We start from the raw sequence: 15,221 nt of genomic DNA, 5'->3' as shown, positions 1-15,221 counted from the left end.
ATGACGCAGACGTTTTGGCTTGGGTTCATGTTGACGCGAAGAGACCTGTCTCAGCGCTACCGTGGCACGGTTTTGGGTGTCTTGTGGCCGTTTCTGTATGCGGGCCTGCTGTTATCGATGTTTACGTTCGTGTTCTCGCTCGTCCTGAACGTGCGCTGGTCGGCGGGCACGGAGGGTCGTCCGAACGAGGGCGCGCTGATGATCTTTGCCGGACTGGTGCCTTACCTCTTTATCGCGGAGGTCATGACACGTTCTGCGTCATGCATCACGTCCGCGTCGAACTTCGTGAAGAAAGTTCGCTTTCCGCTTTCTCTGCTTCCGGTGGTGGTCGTCAATAGCGCGCTCGTGCTGGCCGCAATCAACGCGCTAATCCTCGTTGCCGCCGTCGGAATCCTCTGGGCTGACGTGCCCCCAACCGTCCTGATGCTGCCGCTGATATTCGTGCCGTTGGCGGCGCTTGGCCTCGGTGTCGCATTCCTCTTCGCAACCCTTGGCGTGTTCTTTCGGGACCTGTCGCAATTGAGCCCCCTGCTGGCGCAGTTGCTGATGTTCCTGGCGCCGGTTTGCTATCCAGCCTCCGCGGTTCCACCGGCGTTTGCCAAGGTGGTCGAACTGAATCCGGTGACGTGGTTTGCGACTGCGTTCAGAAACGCAGTTGTGGACGGCGAGGTGACAACGCCAGGCGAATGGGTCAGCCACTCGCTGGCTTGCTTTCTCTTTGCGTTCGCGACATTCGCCTTCTTCCAGCGAACGCGGCGCTCATTCGCCGATGTGCTGTGATGACGGCTGCTTCTGAGCGCGGACAGGACTATTTGCGCGCGCTCGCCGCGCTGTTCGCGCCGTTCATTGAGGACTGCACGGTCGTCGATGTCGGCGCTCACGGTTCGGGCGACGCGGACGTTTACGCGCCGCTGCTTGCCGGCAAAGGTGCGGCGGTTGTTGGCTTCGAGCCCAATCGCGTCGAGTGTGCCCGGCTCAATGAGAAATGGTCGGGCAAGCGCCGCTTCTTTCCGTACGCAATTGGTGATGGCGCCCAAGCCTCGTTTTACGTCTGTCGAGCGCCCCTCACCTCGTCCCTGCTCCGGCCCAATGGACAGCTGCTTGTCCACTTTGAGGGGCTGGCGGAGATGTGCGAGGTGACGGAGGAGATCCCGATATCGACCGTGCGTCTGGACGATATCGAGGGAGTGTCGGCCGCAGACTTCCTGAAACTTGACATCCAGGGCGGGACGCTCCTTGCGCTTCGAAACGCCGAGCGGCTGCTCGAGCGGACGCTTGTCGTGCATGCGGAGACTGAGTTTCTCCAGATCTACCGTGACCAGCCGTTGTTCTCCGAATGCGAGATCTTTCTGCGCCATCGGGGATTCATGTTCCATCATTTCCATAATCCCGAAGGTCGGCGGATGACGCACGGCGGTTACGCGGTCGGACGGGCGCCGTCACAAACGCTCTGGGCAGACGCTGTCTTTGTGCCGTCTTTGCGTCGGCTCGACCAGCTAGCCAGCCGCGAACTGGTCCGCCTCGCCTGGATAACGGAGGCTGTCTACGGGGCCTCGGACATGGCCATGGCTTGCCTGGGACGCTGTCGAGACGCCGAGACCGCTGACCTAGCCACGAGGTTTCGCTCTGTGTTGGCTGCTCATGGGGTGTTGGCATGAACATTCTCGCGGGCGTTGATGCTGCCCGGGCAAAAGTGAGCGCGGGCATTCCCATCGTGCAGGTGCGGGCACTCAGCAAACGATATCACTTGCATCGTGGCCCCGGCCACCTATTGGCGCGGGCATTGTTCGGATCCTTGCTGAAGCAGCCGCCGGCGTATGAGGCACTCAGCGGCGTAAGTTTCGATCTTCTGCCGGGTGATGCGTTGGCTGTCATTGGGCGAAATGGCGCCGGCAAAAGCACGCTCCTCCAGATTTTGGCGGGCGTCCTCAAGCCAACGAGCGGTTCGGTGCAGACGTCGGGGCGTATCGCCGGCTTGCTGGAGTTGGGCAGCGGCTTCAATCCGGAATTCTCCGGACGGGAAAACGTGTTCATCAACGGCGCGATTCTCGGCTTAACCGAGCGTCAGATGCGCGACCGCATTGAGGAGATCATTACGTTTGCCGAGATCGGTGAATATATCGATCGTCCGGTCAAGACATACTCGAGCGGAATGTTCCTGCGCCTGGCATTCAGCGTCGCCATACATGCAGAACCAGACCTCTTGCTCGTGGACGAGGCGTTGGCTGTCGGCGACGTGTTCTTTCAGCAGAAATGTTACGCGCGATTGAACGAGCTTCGCGAGCGCGGAATGACGGTTCTGCTTGTTACGCACTCGATGGCGGACGCCGCCGAGTTCTGCAATCGTGGCGTGGTTCTTTCGCAGGGACGAAAGGTCTTTGAAGGAAGGGGCAAGGAAGCGGTCGAATACTACTTCCATCACGAATATGGAACGCCCACCGGTCAGTACAGGGAAGAGTTCCACGAAGTGCGAGAGAGGGGCGTCCCGGGCGACGCGGCCCTGGCAACGAAGTTGAAGGAAGAGTGGGATCCGTTTCAGGCCAATCCTACCGCGATACTTGATCTCAGCGCGGTCGAGCAGTTCGGGCGATCAACTGCAAAGGCGGTCAGGGCGGTCATCGCAGACCGCAACGGCAAAGCGCGCCGGGTCTTCCAGCAAGGCGAATGGTTGCGGATCTACGTTGAGTTTCTCGTGGATCAGCCGGTCCAGGTGCCTTTGGTCGGTGTCCAGCTAATCAACGCAAAAGGCGTTCTGGTCCATGGCCGCAATTCACTGCAGTTCGATACGCCACCTGAAGCGATTGATACGACGGGTACGAGGCTTCGCTGCGTGCACGACATCAAGCTCGATATCGATGTCGGCGAGTACACGCTCGAATCGGGGCTTGCCGAGTTGCCGAAGGCGATGTTCGACCGTCGCCGCGCCTGCCTTCCTTCGGAGATAGCGCCGCATATTCAGCTGCTGTCTCACATTAGCGCAATGGCTGCCATTTCCGTGATCCACCGGCATCAGGGTAATCCATGTCTGTTTAGCCATTACGGCGTTGCCGACCTGCCGAGCGTGCAACAGCTGTCGCTCGTGCCTCAGGCTGCGCGCCCTGAAAAGTCACCCAGATGATCTCCTACAGCCAAAACTTCGAGGATGTGATTCTCGCCAGGCTCTTCCAGGGCCAGGCGAGCGGATTCTACATCGATGTGGGTGCCTGGGATCCGACCCGTCATTCGGTGACGAGACATTTTTACGACCTAGGCTGGACGGGCATCAATATCGAGCCGGTCTCGCGGCAATTTCAGCTGTTCGCGGAAGAAAGGCCGCGTGATCGGAATCTCAACGTCGCAGTGGCCGACTTGGCCGGGCGGTTGCGTTTCTACGAGTGTAAACAGCTTACGTCTCTGTCGACGGCCAATGAAACGCAAGCCGGGGAGCTGCAACGCGCCGGGTACGAAGTCATTTCCTACGAAGTACCGGTCGTGACGCTTGAAGAGGTGATCGCTGGCTGCGGAGACCGGGTGATCGACTTCTTGAAGATTGACGTCGAGGGGTTCGAAGAAACGGTGCTCCGCGGTCTTGATTTGAGGACGCGCCGGCCACGCGTGCTTGTTATCGAAGCGACGTTGCCGTCCGTCAAAATCGAGGACTGGGATCAGATCGACAGGATCCGCAACTGGGATGACTGGGAGCCAGCCATACTTGCGGCTGACTATGAGCTTGCCTGGTACGACGGTCTCAGCCGCTTCTATCTGCGGAGGGAGGATGCAGGTCTGCGAAAGCGCCTTTCCCTCCCGCCATGTGTTCATGATGGAGTTGAGCTTGCGGAAGTTCATGAGCTCAAGCGTGCCCATCAGGTGTTGCTGCAGGAGCGAGAAGACGTCCTAAACACCAATCGGCGTCTCGTGGGTGAGCTGCGTGCGGTCGAAGGCGACCGGACCGAAAAGGCCAGCGTCCTTGAACGTGTCGAACGAGAGCTCGCGAACCTGCAGAGCAGCCAAATGGCGCTGGCGAAAGAGCGTGAAGACGTTCTGGAGGCGAATGAGCGGCTCGCGGAGGAATTGCGAGCCGTTGATGAAGATCGTGCTGCAAAGGCTGTCAATCTTGAGGGGCTCGCTGCGGAACTGTCCGAGCTTAGAACAAGCCGCCAGCAGCTGCTCGATGAGCGCGAGACGATTCTAAGTGTCAACCAAAGCGTGGAAAGCCAGCTACGGTCGGTTGAGGCGGATCAAGCCAACAAGGCGGACGTGATCGCGAGGCTCGCTCAGCAAGTGACCGAGTTGGCGGGTGAGTGCCAGGCCTCGACCGAGGCACGCGAGAAGTTGCTGGAGACCAATACGCGTTTGCGGAGTGAACTGCGTACCATCGGCGCCGACCGGACCGAAAAGGAAGCCACTATCGAGCGCCTTGACCGAGAAGTCGCCGAACTCAAGACCGACCGGCTGGCTATTTTGGAAGCCCGCGACAAGGTTCTTCAGGCAACGCAGCGCCTGGAGACCGAGCTTAGGGCTGTCGAAGCCGACCGCGCAGAAAAGTCGCAGGTCATCGAACGCCTGAACGTGGATCTTGAGCGTGCCTCGCTCGAGAACACGATTCAGTCCCATAAGCTGCTTGCCAAGGACCAGGTTATCGAGCTGGCGGCGATCCGCAACCTCAACGGAAAGGCGGTGCTGCGCGGGCTTGCCGATCTGCGCGCGCGGCGCCGGCATACGGTGCCGGCCTACGGCGATTACGTTCCCGCCGAAGCGACCGGAAACGGCTTGCACGTGGCGATTGACACGCTCGAGATCGTCTTTGGCGTCTCTGGCGGCGTCGAGACCTATATGAAGATGCTGACCAGTGCGCTGCTGGAGGGGGGGCGGCGCGTTACGCTCATTTGCCTGCCAGACCAGGTTGCGCCACTGCGCAAGGTGTTTGGTGCCAGGGTCGGCTACTTCGTGATGCGCAGGAGTGCCGCGATCGGGTTGGCGATCGATGTGTCGAACCGGCTCCTCAGCCGCACCCGACGATTGAGCGCAACGACTTCGATGGCGACGTTCTCGCGGCTGCGCGAAGATATCGGCGTGGATATTCTCCACAGTCCTGTTCAGATCTTCTCTGTCCTTGACTTCCGTGTTCCTTCCGTCCTGAACCTGCACGACCTGCAGCACCTTCATTTTCCCGAGAACTTCTCCCCGTCGGATATCGAAGCCCGCAACAGGCTGTACGGCCTCTCGGCGTCCCTTGCGGATGCGATCGTCGTGTCCTCCGACTTCGTCCGGAACGATCTCATCAACCAGATGAGGGTGCCGGCCGCCAAGGTCTTTACGGTGCCGGTCACCTGGGATCCGAGAGTGATCGCGGGCCTTGATGGCTTCAGCGTCCAGGATGCGATCTCGCTGTACAAGCTACCATCGACTTACGCGATATATCCGGCGCAGTTCTGGCCGCACAAAAATCATGCGAGGCTTGTTCAAGCGCTGCGGATTGTGCGCGACAAGTGTCCCAATGTCGATCTGAAGCTGGTCTTTACCGGTTACCGCGGGCATTCCGGCTGGCCGGCCGTGCAAGCAACCATCGAACAGCTGGGCCTCGGCGCGGATGTCATTTGCCTTGACCACGTTCCGGTCGATCATCTCGCGGCAATTTATAAGGGCTCTCTCTATTGCGTGATGCCCTCGACGTTCGAAGCCTCAAGCTATCCTGTCATCGAGGCTCAAGTGCTCGGTGTGCCTGCGATGTGCTCGAACGTCACGTCGTTACCTGAACTGACGCGCGGCGGCGCTGGCCTGCTCTTCGACCCGTTCGATGTCGAGGACATCGCGGCCAAGATGCTGCGATGGCTCGGTGATCCCGACGATCGCCAGACGCACGCCGAGCGCGCGCACGCGAAGGCAGGCCGGGATCATGACATCGAGAAGTACATCGCGGGTCTGGCTGGCGCTTACGACTATGCACGCGGGGAGAGAAGTGAACGATTCAACGCGTGTGTGGCGGCGGCACAGCCTGGGTGACCGCTCTTTCGGGATGCGGTGCGTGTTTTCGGTTTGATGATTCAGCAGCGACTTTAAGAAGTAAATTGAATGAACATTCGATTCCAGGTCTCCAAGCCGGTTTTGTGCGGTAACGAACGGCGTTACGTCATCGACGCGATCGATTCCGGCTGGATCTCCAGCAACGGCGCGTATCTCCAGAAGTTCGAGCACGCGATCGCGAAGACGTTACAGGTTGACGAGTGTCTTTCCGCGAGTAACGGAACGACCGCGCTTCACCTGGCGTGTCTTGCGCTTGGATTGCGTGCCGGCGAGGAGGTCATTGTTCCTTCGCTGACCTATGTCGCTTCGGCCAATGCCGTTCGCTACTGCGGCGCAACTCCGGTGTTCGTTGATTGCGATCTGAAAACCTGGAACGCCACCGCCGAATTCATCGAGCGGGCCTGGACACCGCGCACCGCCGGCGTCTTGGCGGTTCATTTATACGGACTGCCAACGGACGTCGCGCAAATTGCAGAACTGTGCCGGGATCGTGGCGCGTGGCTGCTTGAGGATTGTGCTGAAAGCCTCGGCGCGAAGGTGTTCGGCAGACCAGCGGGTAGTTTCGGCGACGCGGCGACGTTTAGTTTCTATGGGAATAAAACCATTTCGACGGGAGAGGGTGGCGCAGTCCACGTCCGTGATCCTGCGCGTCGCCGTCACGCCAAGATGCTGCGTGGTCAAGGAATGGATCTCGAGCGCAGGTACTGGCATCCCATCTTGGGCTACAACTACCGAATGACCAACATTGCGGGAGCAATCGGTCTTGGTCAGATCGAGATGCTCGATTTTCATCTCGGCGAACGCCGGCGGATCGCCAAGCGGTATGCGGAGCGGCTTCACCCGCTCGAAGTGGAGGGCCTCCTGCAGCTGCCGGCGCAGATCGCAGGTTATGAGGGGACCTACTGGCTATTCTCGGCGGTCCTGACAGCCGGCGGGGAAAAGCGCCGGGAGACCATCATGCGTCACCTCGCCCGAGATTACGGCATTGAGACGCGGCCATTCTTTGTGCCCATGCATCACCTGCCGATGTACGCGTCCGGCGAGAAGCTTCCCAATACGGAATTCCTCTCGGCGCATGGGATCAATTTTCCGACCTACACGGGTCTTCGGGATGAGGAAATCGACGAGATCTGCGCGGCAATCACCGACCTGGTGCGTCGCTCAGCATAGTCCGCGCGTGAGACAGAAACCCGATACCGGAATTCGATGATGAATGACCTCGAGCGCAGCCTCGCATTCAACCCGAAACCAGAGCAGATCGCGCATGTCCGCAGTCTGCCGCGCGCAGAGCTGCCAGGCTTCGCGGTAGTTGTTCCCTCGTTCAATCAGGCGAAGTTCCTGCGGGAGACGCTAGAGTCCGTTCTCGCACAGGGCTACCCCAAGCTGGAAATCTTCGTCGCCGACGGCGGATCGTCCGATGGATCCGTCACTATTCTGGAAGAATACGCCCGAGTTCATCCCGGCCTTGTTCGCTACGACAGCCGGCCGGATGGAGGACATCATCACGGTGTCAACAAGGGCATTGCCAATACGACGGCTGAAATAATCGCCTGGATCAATTCGGACGATGTCTATCTAACCGACACGTTCTGGAAGGTCGCAACCTTCTTTCACTACAATCAAATGGCAATGGTCGTGTACGGCCGCAACCGGTACGCAGACCGGGATCTGAACCCCGTCATTGATTACCCGGTCGATTGGAGTCCGCTGCTGTCCGAGCAGCGCCGACGCATGATGCATTTCTGTCTCGTGCCGCAGCCGTCGCTGTTTTTCAAACGCATCGCCGTAACGCTATGTGGCGCGCTCGGTTCCAAGATCCTCGACTATGAGCTCTGGATGCGTTGGCAGGAGAATGTGCCGTTCTACTTTTGCGATGACTATTTTTCATTGTCGCGACTGCATGACGACGCAATCACCGCCAATGCGAATCGAAAGTTGCTGCGCGGGATCTGCGAGACCGTGCATCAATATTACGGCGTCGTGCCCTTTAGCTGGGCCTTCAAATACGCATACACGATCGAGCACGGTGCGGCGTGGGCGCGCGGCGCAGCGCCCTCAGCAAGCCGAAAGGTACAGCTCATGGCGCGGTGGCACTGGATGGTCATGAATCTACGTTGGTCGCCACGGCTCGCGTCACGATCCATGCGGAGTGTCAGGACGTGGGCGGCCCAGGTTCGCCGCATAGCTGCCTAAGGAGACGTGCTGATGGAGAAGACAGAGATTCCGATTACGGTCGTTGTCCCATCGTACAATCAGGGCCGCTTTATCGATGACACAATAACCAGTCTGCTGGAGCAGGACTATCCGGCACTCGATATCCTGGTGATGGACGGAGGCTCGACGGATGACACTGTCGAACGCCTGAAGCGCTACGGTGACCGCATCACCTGGATCAGCGAGCGGGATTTTGGCCAATCGGACGCGATTGCCAAGGGATTCGCACGGGCGCGCGAGGGGTGGATCACCTGGCTGAACTCAGATGACGTTCAGTGCAATCGCGCGCTTTGGGCGGTTAACGAGGTCGTCGCGCGTAACCCTGAGGTGGAGGTCGTCGTCGGCAACGGCCATTACATGGATGAGGATGGCAATAATCCTAGGCCTTACCCAACAATTCCTGTCGGTCCGACAATCGACGTAGCCGGCCAAATGTTCGAGAAAGGCTATGTTGCGCAGCCTTCGATATTCTTCCGCAAGTCTGCTTACACGAAGGCGGGCGGAATAAACCGCGCGCTGAAGTTTTGCATGGACTACGACCTATGGACACGCCTTGCGCTTGCGGGTTGTCGGTTTGCCGCATGCGACGTCGACATCTCGGGTAACCGCTGGTATGCGACGACCAAGTCGGCGGGGCAGACGCTCGAACTCCTGGCTGAAGTCGCGGCAGTGCAGGTCAAGCATTTTGGGCGGGTCTCACCGTACTTCGTGCAGGCCATCAGTGACAATCTCTACCAAACGCTGCACGGCGATCACTATGGCGACACGCACCACATGGTCTATCGCCTGCTCTATTTCAAAGCCGTTTGGCTATGGCTGAACATACGCCGGCCGTCTTATTGCCTGCGCGGACTGTTTCGTGAGACGATCGCAAAATCGGGCCCTCTCGTTGGCGACAGGCTGACAATCGGTGATTGCTGGCGCGGTCTGCGCAAGGCGATCGGCGGGACAAAGGTCGCGGCATGACGGTCAGCCTTGAAATCGTTCATCTGCGACCAGGTCATGCCACGTTGCTGGCCGAGCTCTTTGCCGTGATCGCTGCCGATCAGCGCAGCAGTCGTTTTCACCCGCATCCATTCACGCAAGCCGAAGCCGCGCGCATCTGCAGCTACCGCGGAAACGATAGATATCTGGCGCTTCGGGCGGACGATCGGCTTTTGGCCTATGGATTGCTGCGAGGTTGGGATGAGGGCTTCGCCGTTCCAAGCCTTGGCATCTATGTCGTACCCGAACTCCGGGGGAGCGGCGCGGCACGGCTTCTGATGGAGCACCTCCATCTGACCGCTCGGCTATCGGGCGCCAAGCAGATCCGCCTCAAAGTCTATCCGGACAACATCTCAGCCCAAAGATTGTACGTGTCGCTCGGCTACCGCTTTTCCGATCGTCGCGAGACGGATCAGCTGGTTGGGATTCTTGATCTGTCGCACGAGTCCTCGGGCGCGCATTAAATGCCTATCGTACCAGAGTGGAAGACGATCCTTCGTCAAGTAAGCGGCTTTCGGCTTGGCCAGCTCCAGGCCTATCCGCCACGGCCGATTCGACCGCCAGCGACCGGAGTGGACTACATAAGCCCGCTCTCCATTTCCATAGTCACACCCGTCCTGAACCAGGTCCCGTTTGTTGCCCAGGCCATCGAGAGCGTGCTCAGCCAAAACGTCGCGCCTATGGAATACATCATCATCGATGGGGGGTCGACAGATGGTACGACTGAAACTATCGCGGTCTACCGCAAGTATTTGAGCCATTACGAGAGCAAAAAGGATAATGGGCAATCAGATGCGCTCAATAAGGGCTTTGCCCTCGCATCGGGCGACATTCTCGGCTGGCTCAATGGCGACGATTTTCTGCTTCCGGGTGCGCTCCAATTCGTCGCTCGTTTCTTCGCCCTGCACCCCGATGTGGACGTGGTCTATGGCGACCGGATTGTAGTGGACCGCGACAGCCGAGAGATCGGCCGCTGGATGCTTCCGAGTCATTCAGACCGGATACTCTCATGGGTCGATTACATTCCCCAAGAGACGATCTTCTGGCGGCGACGTCTCTGGGAGCGCGTTGGATCGCATCTCGACGACTCCTTTGAGTTTGCGATGGACTGGGAATTGCTGGTGCGGTTCCGGGAATTCGGGGCGCGTTTCTGCCACCTGCCACGGTTTATTGGCGCTTTCCGTGTGCATCCCGACCAGAAGACGACAGCTCAAAAGGACCTTGGCCTCGTCGAGATGAACAGAATTCGCGCGCGTTGCCTGGGCTATGTCCCGTCAGCAGCCGAGCTGAGACTTGCCGTATTTCCCTACGTGCTTCGCCATATCGGGCGCGAGTGGTGCTCACGCTTGACGTGAACCGAATTCGCGCTTCCAGGCGGGCCGCATCCTATCGCTGAAAGCCGAGCAGACAGCAAGCAATATTCGAAGATTACGCAAACAAGGACTACTCAAAAATGAAAAAGGCACTGATCACGGGCGTTACCGGCCAGGATGGCGCGTACCTGGCGGAGCTACTCCTCTCCAAGGGCTATGAAGTGCATGGCATCAAGCGCCGGACCTCGCTCTTCAACACCGACCGGATCGACCATCTCTACCAGGATCCCCACGAGAAAAACCGCCACTTCATTCTTCACCATGGTGACATGACCGACTCGTCCTCTCTGGTGCGTATCGTTCAGCAAGTGCAGCCCGATGAGATCTACAATCTGGCCGCGCAAAGCCACGTCGCCGTGAGTTTCGAAGAGCCGGAATACACCGCCAATTCCGACGCGCTGGGAACCCTGCGCGTGCTTGAGGCCATTCGCATCCTCGGTCTGGAAAGGAAGACACGCTTTTATCAGGCCAGCACGTCCGAACTTTATGGTCTCGTTCAGGAGATCCCGCAGAAGGAAACAACGCCGTTCTATCCGCGCAGCCCTTATGCCGTGGCGAAGCTCTACGCCTACTGGATAACGGTGAACTACCGTGAGGCTTACGACATGTACGCCTGCAACGGCGTTCTGTTCAACCACGAGAGCCCGCTGCGCGGCGAGACATTCGTGACGCGCAAGATTACGCGCGGCCTGGCTCGCATCAACCTGGGCCTTCAGGATTGCTTGTACCTTGGTAACCTCGACGCCAAGCGCGATTGGGGCCATGCAAAGGATTATGTCGAAATGCAGTGGATGATGCTGCAGCAGGACAAGCCGGAGGATTTCGTTATTGCTACCGGTATCCAATACAGCGTGCGCCAGTTTGTCGAAACCGCCGCCCACGAAATCGATTTGCGGATCAACTGGAAAGGGTCGGGCGTAAACGAGAAAGGTTACGATGCCGCCGGCAACTGCATCGTCGCGGTCGATCCACGTTATTTCCGGCCGACTGAAGTGCAAACCTTGCTAGGCGATGCCTCCAAGGCGAGAACCAAGCTTGGTTGGCAGCCAAAGATCTCCTTCAAGGAGCTCGTGAAGGAAATGATGGGCGAGGACCTGAAAGCGGCGCAGCGCGATGAGCTGATCAAGCGGCACGGATTTAGCGCATTCAATTATCACGAGTAGTGCGATGAACAAATACAGCAAGATCTTTATCGCCGGACATCGTGGCATGGTCGGCTCCGCCATCGTCCGGCGGCTCCAAAGATCCGGATATGAAAACTTGCTAACCTGCGCGCGGTCCCGTCTGGATCTGACCAATCAGGCAGCTGTTGCGCAGTTTCTTGCGGGAGAGAAGCCCGAGTACATCTTTTTGGCGGCGGCCAAGGTCGGTGGCATACACGCGAACGACAACTATCGCGCGGAATTCATCTATCAGAATCTCATGATCGAGGCGAACATCATTCATGCGGCCTGGCTGGCCGGCGTGACACGTATCCTGTTTCTCGGATCAAGTTGCATTTACCCGCGAGGCTGCGCTCAGCCGATCAAGGAAGAGTACTTGCTCAGCGGGCTATTGGAGCCGACGAACGAACCCTACGCAATCGCCAAAATTGCGGGGATCAAGCTGTGCGAGAGTTACAATCGGCAATACGGAACGCAGTACGTTTCCGTGATGCCCACGAACCTGTACGGCCCCAACGATACTTACGACTTGAACAATAGCCACGTCCTGCCAGCTCTCATCCGTAAGGCCCACGAGGCGAAGGAGAGGGGGGATGCGACTTACCCTGTCTGGGGATCGGGACGGCCGCGACGCGAATTTCTGTACGTCGACGACATGGCCGACGCATGCGTATTCCTCATGGAGCGAACTGACATCCGCGATGGAATATTCAATATTGGCACCGGAGAGGATAGCACGATCGGCGAACTCGCCCATACAGTCAACGAGGTGATCGGGTTCAAAGGATCGATCGTCTTCGATCCGACGAAGCCCGATGGGACACCCCGCAAGCTACTCAATGTTGATCGAATGATCGAATTGGGTTGGCTCGCCAAGACCGGCCTCAAAGAGGGTATCGCCAAAGCTTATGCTGACTTTCTGCAAGCGCAGGCCCGGAGGCAGGTTTAAGTCCGACCGCCCAGCTATTCCGTAACGCTGACGAGCGCGTCATCATAATCTTGGTACGCCGTGTGCAGACCTTACCCCACCTTCAGTCGTCGAGAATACCAGCTTGCGATGGTCGTCGTCTTTGACCGAGCGATCACCCCGCTCGGCAGCTTAGAGCGAAGCCACGAATTCGCTCAGTGGAGGGATACTTATGGCAGATCATCCGGTCAGCAGGATCGCTCTATTCATCGATGGGCTAAATCTGTACGCCACGTCCAGGGCGCTCGGCTTCGAGGTCGATCACAAACGCCTGCTAAAGCAGTTCGAAAGTCACGGGCGTCTGCTGCGGGCCTTCTATTACACAAGGACGACCGAGAGCCCGGAACCTTCCACTATACGCCCCTTGATCGATTGGCTCGACTACAACGGCTTCACCGTCGTCACTAAACCGACTAGGGAGTTCACGGACGCGTGCGGCCGGCGCAAAGTCAAATGCAGTATGGATGTCCATCTCGCGGTCGATGTCATGGAGCTTGCCGGCCATGTGGATCGGATCGTGCTGTTTTCAGGCGACGGCAATTTCCTCCGGCTGGTGATGGCTGTCCAGCGGCTAGGTGTGCACGTAACCGTGGTCGCGACTGCGGCTACTCAGCCGGCCATGATCGCCCACGAATTGCGCCGTCAGGCCGATGCGTTTATCGACTTGCTCGAACTCAAACCGAAGATCGGCCGCGTAATCGTCAGGCGCTCTGTCGTAGCACCAAACGCGGATCGAACTGGGCCGGTGCGTGGCAACGACACAGAGCCCATAGTTTAGGAATGGTGTCGGCTTCCCGCGCCGTCGGGAAACGATTTGCGCAGCTTCGATCGCCCAGGTTTAACCAATCAGCGCAAGCTCATTGCGGTTGAATTGAAGAGACGAGCTCCATGAGAGCGAGAGCGGTGCGAACCAGCCACTGAGGGACTGACACATCAAAGCGGGTTTGCGCTTCCTTCTTCGTATCTGGCGCTCACGATGAGCTGCTGCCGGTTTGATGGACACCGAGATTGGGTGTTTTATCAAGCCGGAGGTTGGTCATGCAGAGACGGAAGTTCAGCCGAGAGTTCAAGATCGAAGCGGTCAAGCTTGTCAGGGAACGCGGGGTGTCCGTGGCGCAAGCCGGCCGCGACCTGGGGGTTCATGAGAACGTACTGCGCAAATGGGTGAAGGAGTTCGGCTCTGACCCGGTGCCAGGCCTTTCCCGGCCACGGGCAGATGAAGCCGGAGCAGCAGGAGATCGAGCGGCTGCGCCGCGTGGTCGCCAAGCTGAAGGCCGAGCGGGATATCCTAAAAAACCGTCCAGCGGCGTGGCGCGCCTGTGCGGGGTAGAAACACCTTGTGCTACCTTTGTCGCTTGGAGGGTAGCGGCCGTCAGCTTATTGGAGGCACTGTCCCCGTTAAAAAACGTGGTCCATGGGTGCATGCGGACTTGAGAGTGGTGACGTCGCTCCGGTGGCGATCCCGATTAGGAAGATGACGATTTGGCATAACCCAAACCCTCCTGCTCATCAATGAATGGAGGACCTGTTTATGCCCAAGGCGACGACCAGTGACCGCCCGGAGTTGAAGCCGGTAAATTTCGGCGCGGCCGCCATCGACATCGGATCAAAGATGCACATGGCTGCGGTGAACCCAGCCTGCACTGACATGCCGGTGCGCATGTTCGGCACATTTACACAGGACCTACATGATCTGGCGGACTGGTTCAAAGCGTGCGGCGCGACCAGTGTCGCGATGGAATCCACTGGGGTCTATTGGATCCCGGCCTATGAGATCCTGGAACAGCGCGGGTTTGAGGTGATCCTAGTCAACGCGCGGTACGCTAAGAATGTGCCCGGACGCAAGACCGATGTCAGCGATGCCGCGTGGTTACGCCAGCTTCATTCCTATGGCCTGTTACGCGGTAGCTTCCGTCCCGATGCCGAGATTGCGACTCTGCGCGCCTATCTGCGCCAGCGGGAGCGGTTGGTCGAATATGCCGCCGCGCATATCCAGCACATGCAGAAGGCCCTGATGGAGATGAACCTGCAGCTCCATCACGTGGTTGCGGATATCACCGGCGCGACCGGCATGCGGATTATCCGAGCCGTTGTTGCAGGCGAGCGCAATCCCGACGTGTTGGCAACCTATCGGGACGTGCGTTGTCATTCTTCGACCGAGACAATCCGCGCGGCACTGGTGGGCAACGACCGGGAAGAACATGTCTTCGCCCTCCGTCAATCGCTGGAACTATACGACGTTTACCAGGCGAAGATGCTGGACTGCGACCGCAAGCTCGAAGCCTTGATCGCCGTATTGAGCAACAAAGGGGCAAAGCGGGCGCAAAGTTATCAAAGCCACGCGTTAAGACCAAGCAGGTCAACACACCTACCTTCGATGTCAGGGCCGCGCTGTACGGAATGCTCGGCGTCGATTTGACTGAGATCCATGGGTTAGGTCCGTCCCTCTCGCTGAAGCTCATCGGCGAGTGCGGCACGGATCTGAGGGCATGGCCGAGCGCCAAGCACTTCACCTCC

General features: G+C 58.7%; 12 protein-coding genes and 2 pseudogenes. All 14 read left to right on the top strand.

Features of this window, described 5'->3' with window-relative positions:
• On the top strand, window positions 1-780 hold the full coding sequence (locus XI08_RS15890) for an ABC transporter permease (RefSeq protein WP_271575101.1): 780 nt from the start codon (window positions 1-3) through the stop codon (window positions 778-780).
• A complete protein-coding gene (locus XI08_RS15885) occupies window positions 780-1,658 on the top strand; it encodes an FkbM family methyltransferase (protein WP_271575100.1) in 879 nt (292 codons plus the stop codon). The genes XI08_RS15890 and XI08_RS15885 overlap by 1 nt, the downstream gene beginning before the upstream one ends.
• On the top strand, window positions 1,655-3,118 hold the full coding sequence (locus XI08_RS15880) for an ABC transporter ATP-binding protein (protein ID WP_271575099.1): 1,464 nt from the start codon (window positions 1,655-1,657) through the stop codon (window positions 3,116-3,118). Before XI08_RS15885 ends, XI08_RS15880 begins: the two co-directional genes overlap by 4 nt.
• On the top strand, window positions 3,115-5,982 hold the full coding sequence (locus XI08_RS15875; RefSeq protein ID WP_271575098.1) for an FkbM family methyltransferase: 2,868 nt from the start codon (window positions 3,115-3,117) through the stop codon (window positions 5,980-5,982). The genes XI08_RS15880 and XI08_RS15875 overlap by 4 nt, the downstream gene beginning before the upstream one ends.
• A 69-nt stretch (window positions 5,983-6,051) precedes the next feature.
• On the top strand, window positions 6,052-7,173 hold the full coding sequence (locus XI08_RS15870; protein WP_271575097.1) for a DegT/DnrJ/EryC1/StrS family aminotransferase: 1,122 nt from the start codon (window positions 6,052-6,054) through the stop codon (window positions 7,171-7,173).
• Window positions 7,174-7,212: 39 nt separating this feature from the next.
• Window positions 7,213-8,196 (top strand): glycosyltransferase, encoded by a 984-nt coding sequence (locus XI08_RS15865; protein ID WP_271575096.1) that lies wholly within the window; start codon window positions 7,213-7,215, stop codon window positions 8,194-8,196.
• A gap of 12 nt (window positions 8,197-8,208) precedes the next feature.
• Window positions 8,209-9,183: a glycosyltransferase family 2 protein gene (locus tag XI08_RS15860; protein ID WP_271575095.1), complete on the top strand. Its 975-nt coding sequence runs from the start codon at window positions 8,209-8,211 to the stop codon at window positions 9,181-9,183.
• Window positions 9,180-9,665, top strand: a complete 486-nt coding sequence (locus tag XI08_RS15855) for a GNAT family N-acetyltransferase (RefSeq protein WP_271575094.1) — start codon at window positions 9,180-9,182, stop codon at window positions 9,663-9,665. The genes XI08_RS15860 and XI08_RS15855 overlap by 4 nt, the downstream gene beginning before the upstream one ends.
• Before the next feature lie 108 nt (window positions 9,666-9,773).
• Window positions 9,774-10,556, top strand: a complete 783-nt coding sequence (locus XI08_RS15850) for a glycosyltransferase family 2 protein (protein WP_271575093.1) — start codon at window positions 9,774-9,776, stop codon at window positions 10,554-10,556.
• A gap of 98 nt (window positions 10,557-10,654) precedes the next feature.
• On the top strand, window positions 10,655-11,737 hold the full coding sequence (gmd, locus tag XI08_RS15845; RefSeq protein ID WP_271575092.1) for a GDP-mannose 4,6-dehydratase: 1,083 nt from the start codon (window positions 10,655-10,657) through the stop codon (window positions 11,735-11,737).
• 4 nt (window positions 11,738-11,741) lie between these two features.
• Window positions 11,742-12,686 (top strand): GDP-L-fucose synthase family protein, encoded by a 945-nt coding sequence (locus XI08_RS15840; protein WP_271575091.1) that lies wholly within the window; start codon window positions 11,742-11,744, stop codon window positions 12,684-12,686.
• A 190-nt stretch (window positions 12,687-12,876) separates the two neighbouring features.
• Complete coding sequence (locus XI08_RS15835; protein ID WP_271575090.1) at window positions 12,877-13,482, top strand: LabA-like NYN domain-containing protein; 606 nt, start codon at window positions 12,877-12,879, stop codon at window positions 13,480-13,482.
• A gap of 260 nt (window positions 13,483-13,742) precedes the next feature.
• A pseudogene (locus XI08_RS15830) lies at window positions 13,743-13,998 on the top strand (transposase); the annotation flags it as partial.
• 237 nt (window positions 13,999-14,235) lie between these two features.
• A pseudogene (locus XI08_RS15825) lies at window positions 14,236-15,221 on the top strand (IS110 family transposase); the annotation flags it as partial.

The sequence above is a fragment of the Bradyrhizobium sp. CCBAU 11361 genome (genome assembly GCF_028128935.1).
Lineage (GTDB): Bacteria > Pseudomonadota > Alphaproteobacteria > Rhizobiales > Xanthobacteraceae > Bradyrhizobium > Bradyrhizobium niftali.
This window is presented reverse-complemented; position numbering and strand designations above follow the sequence as displayed.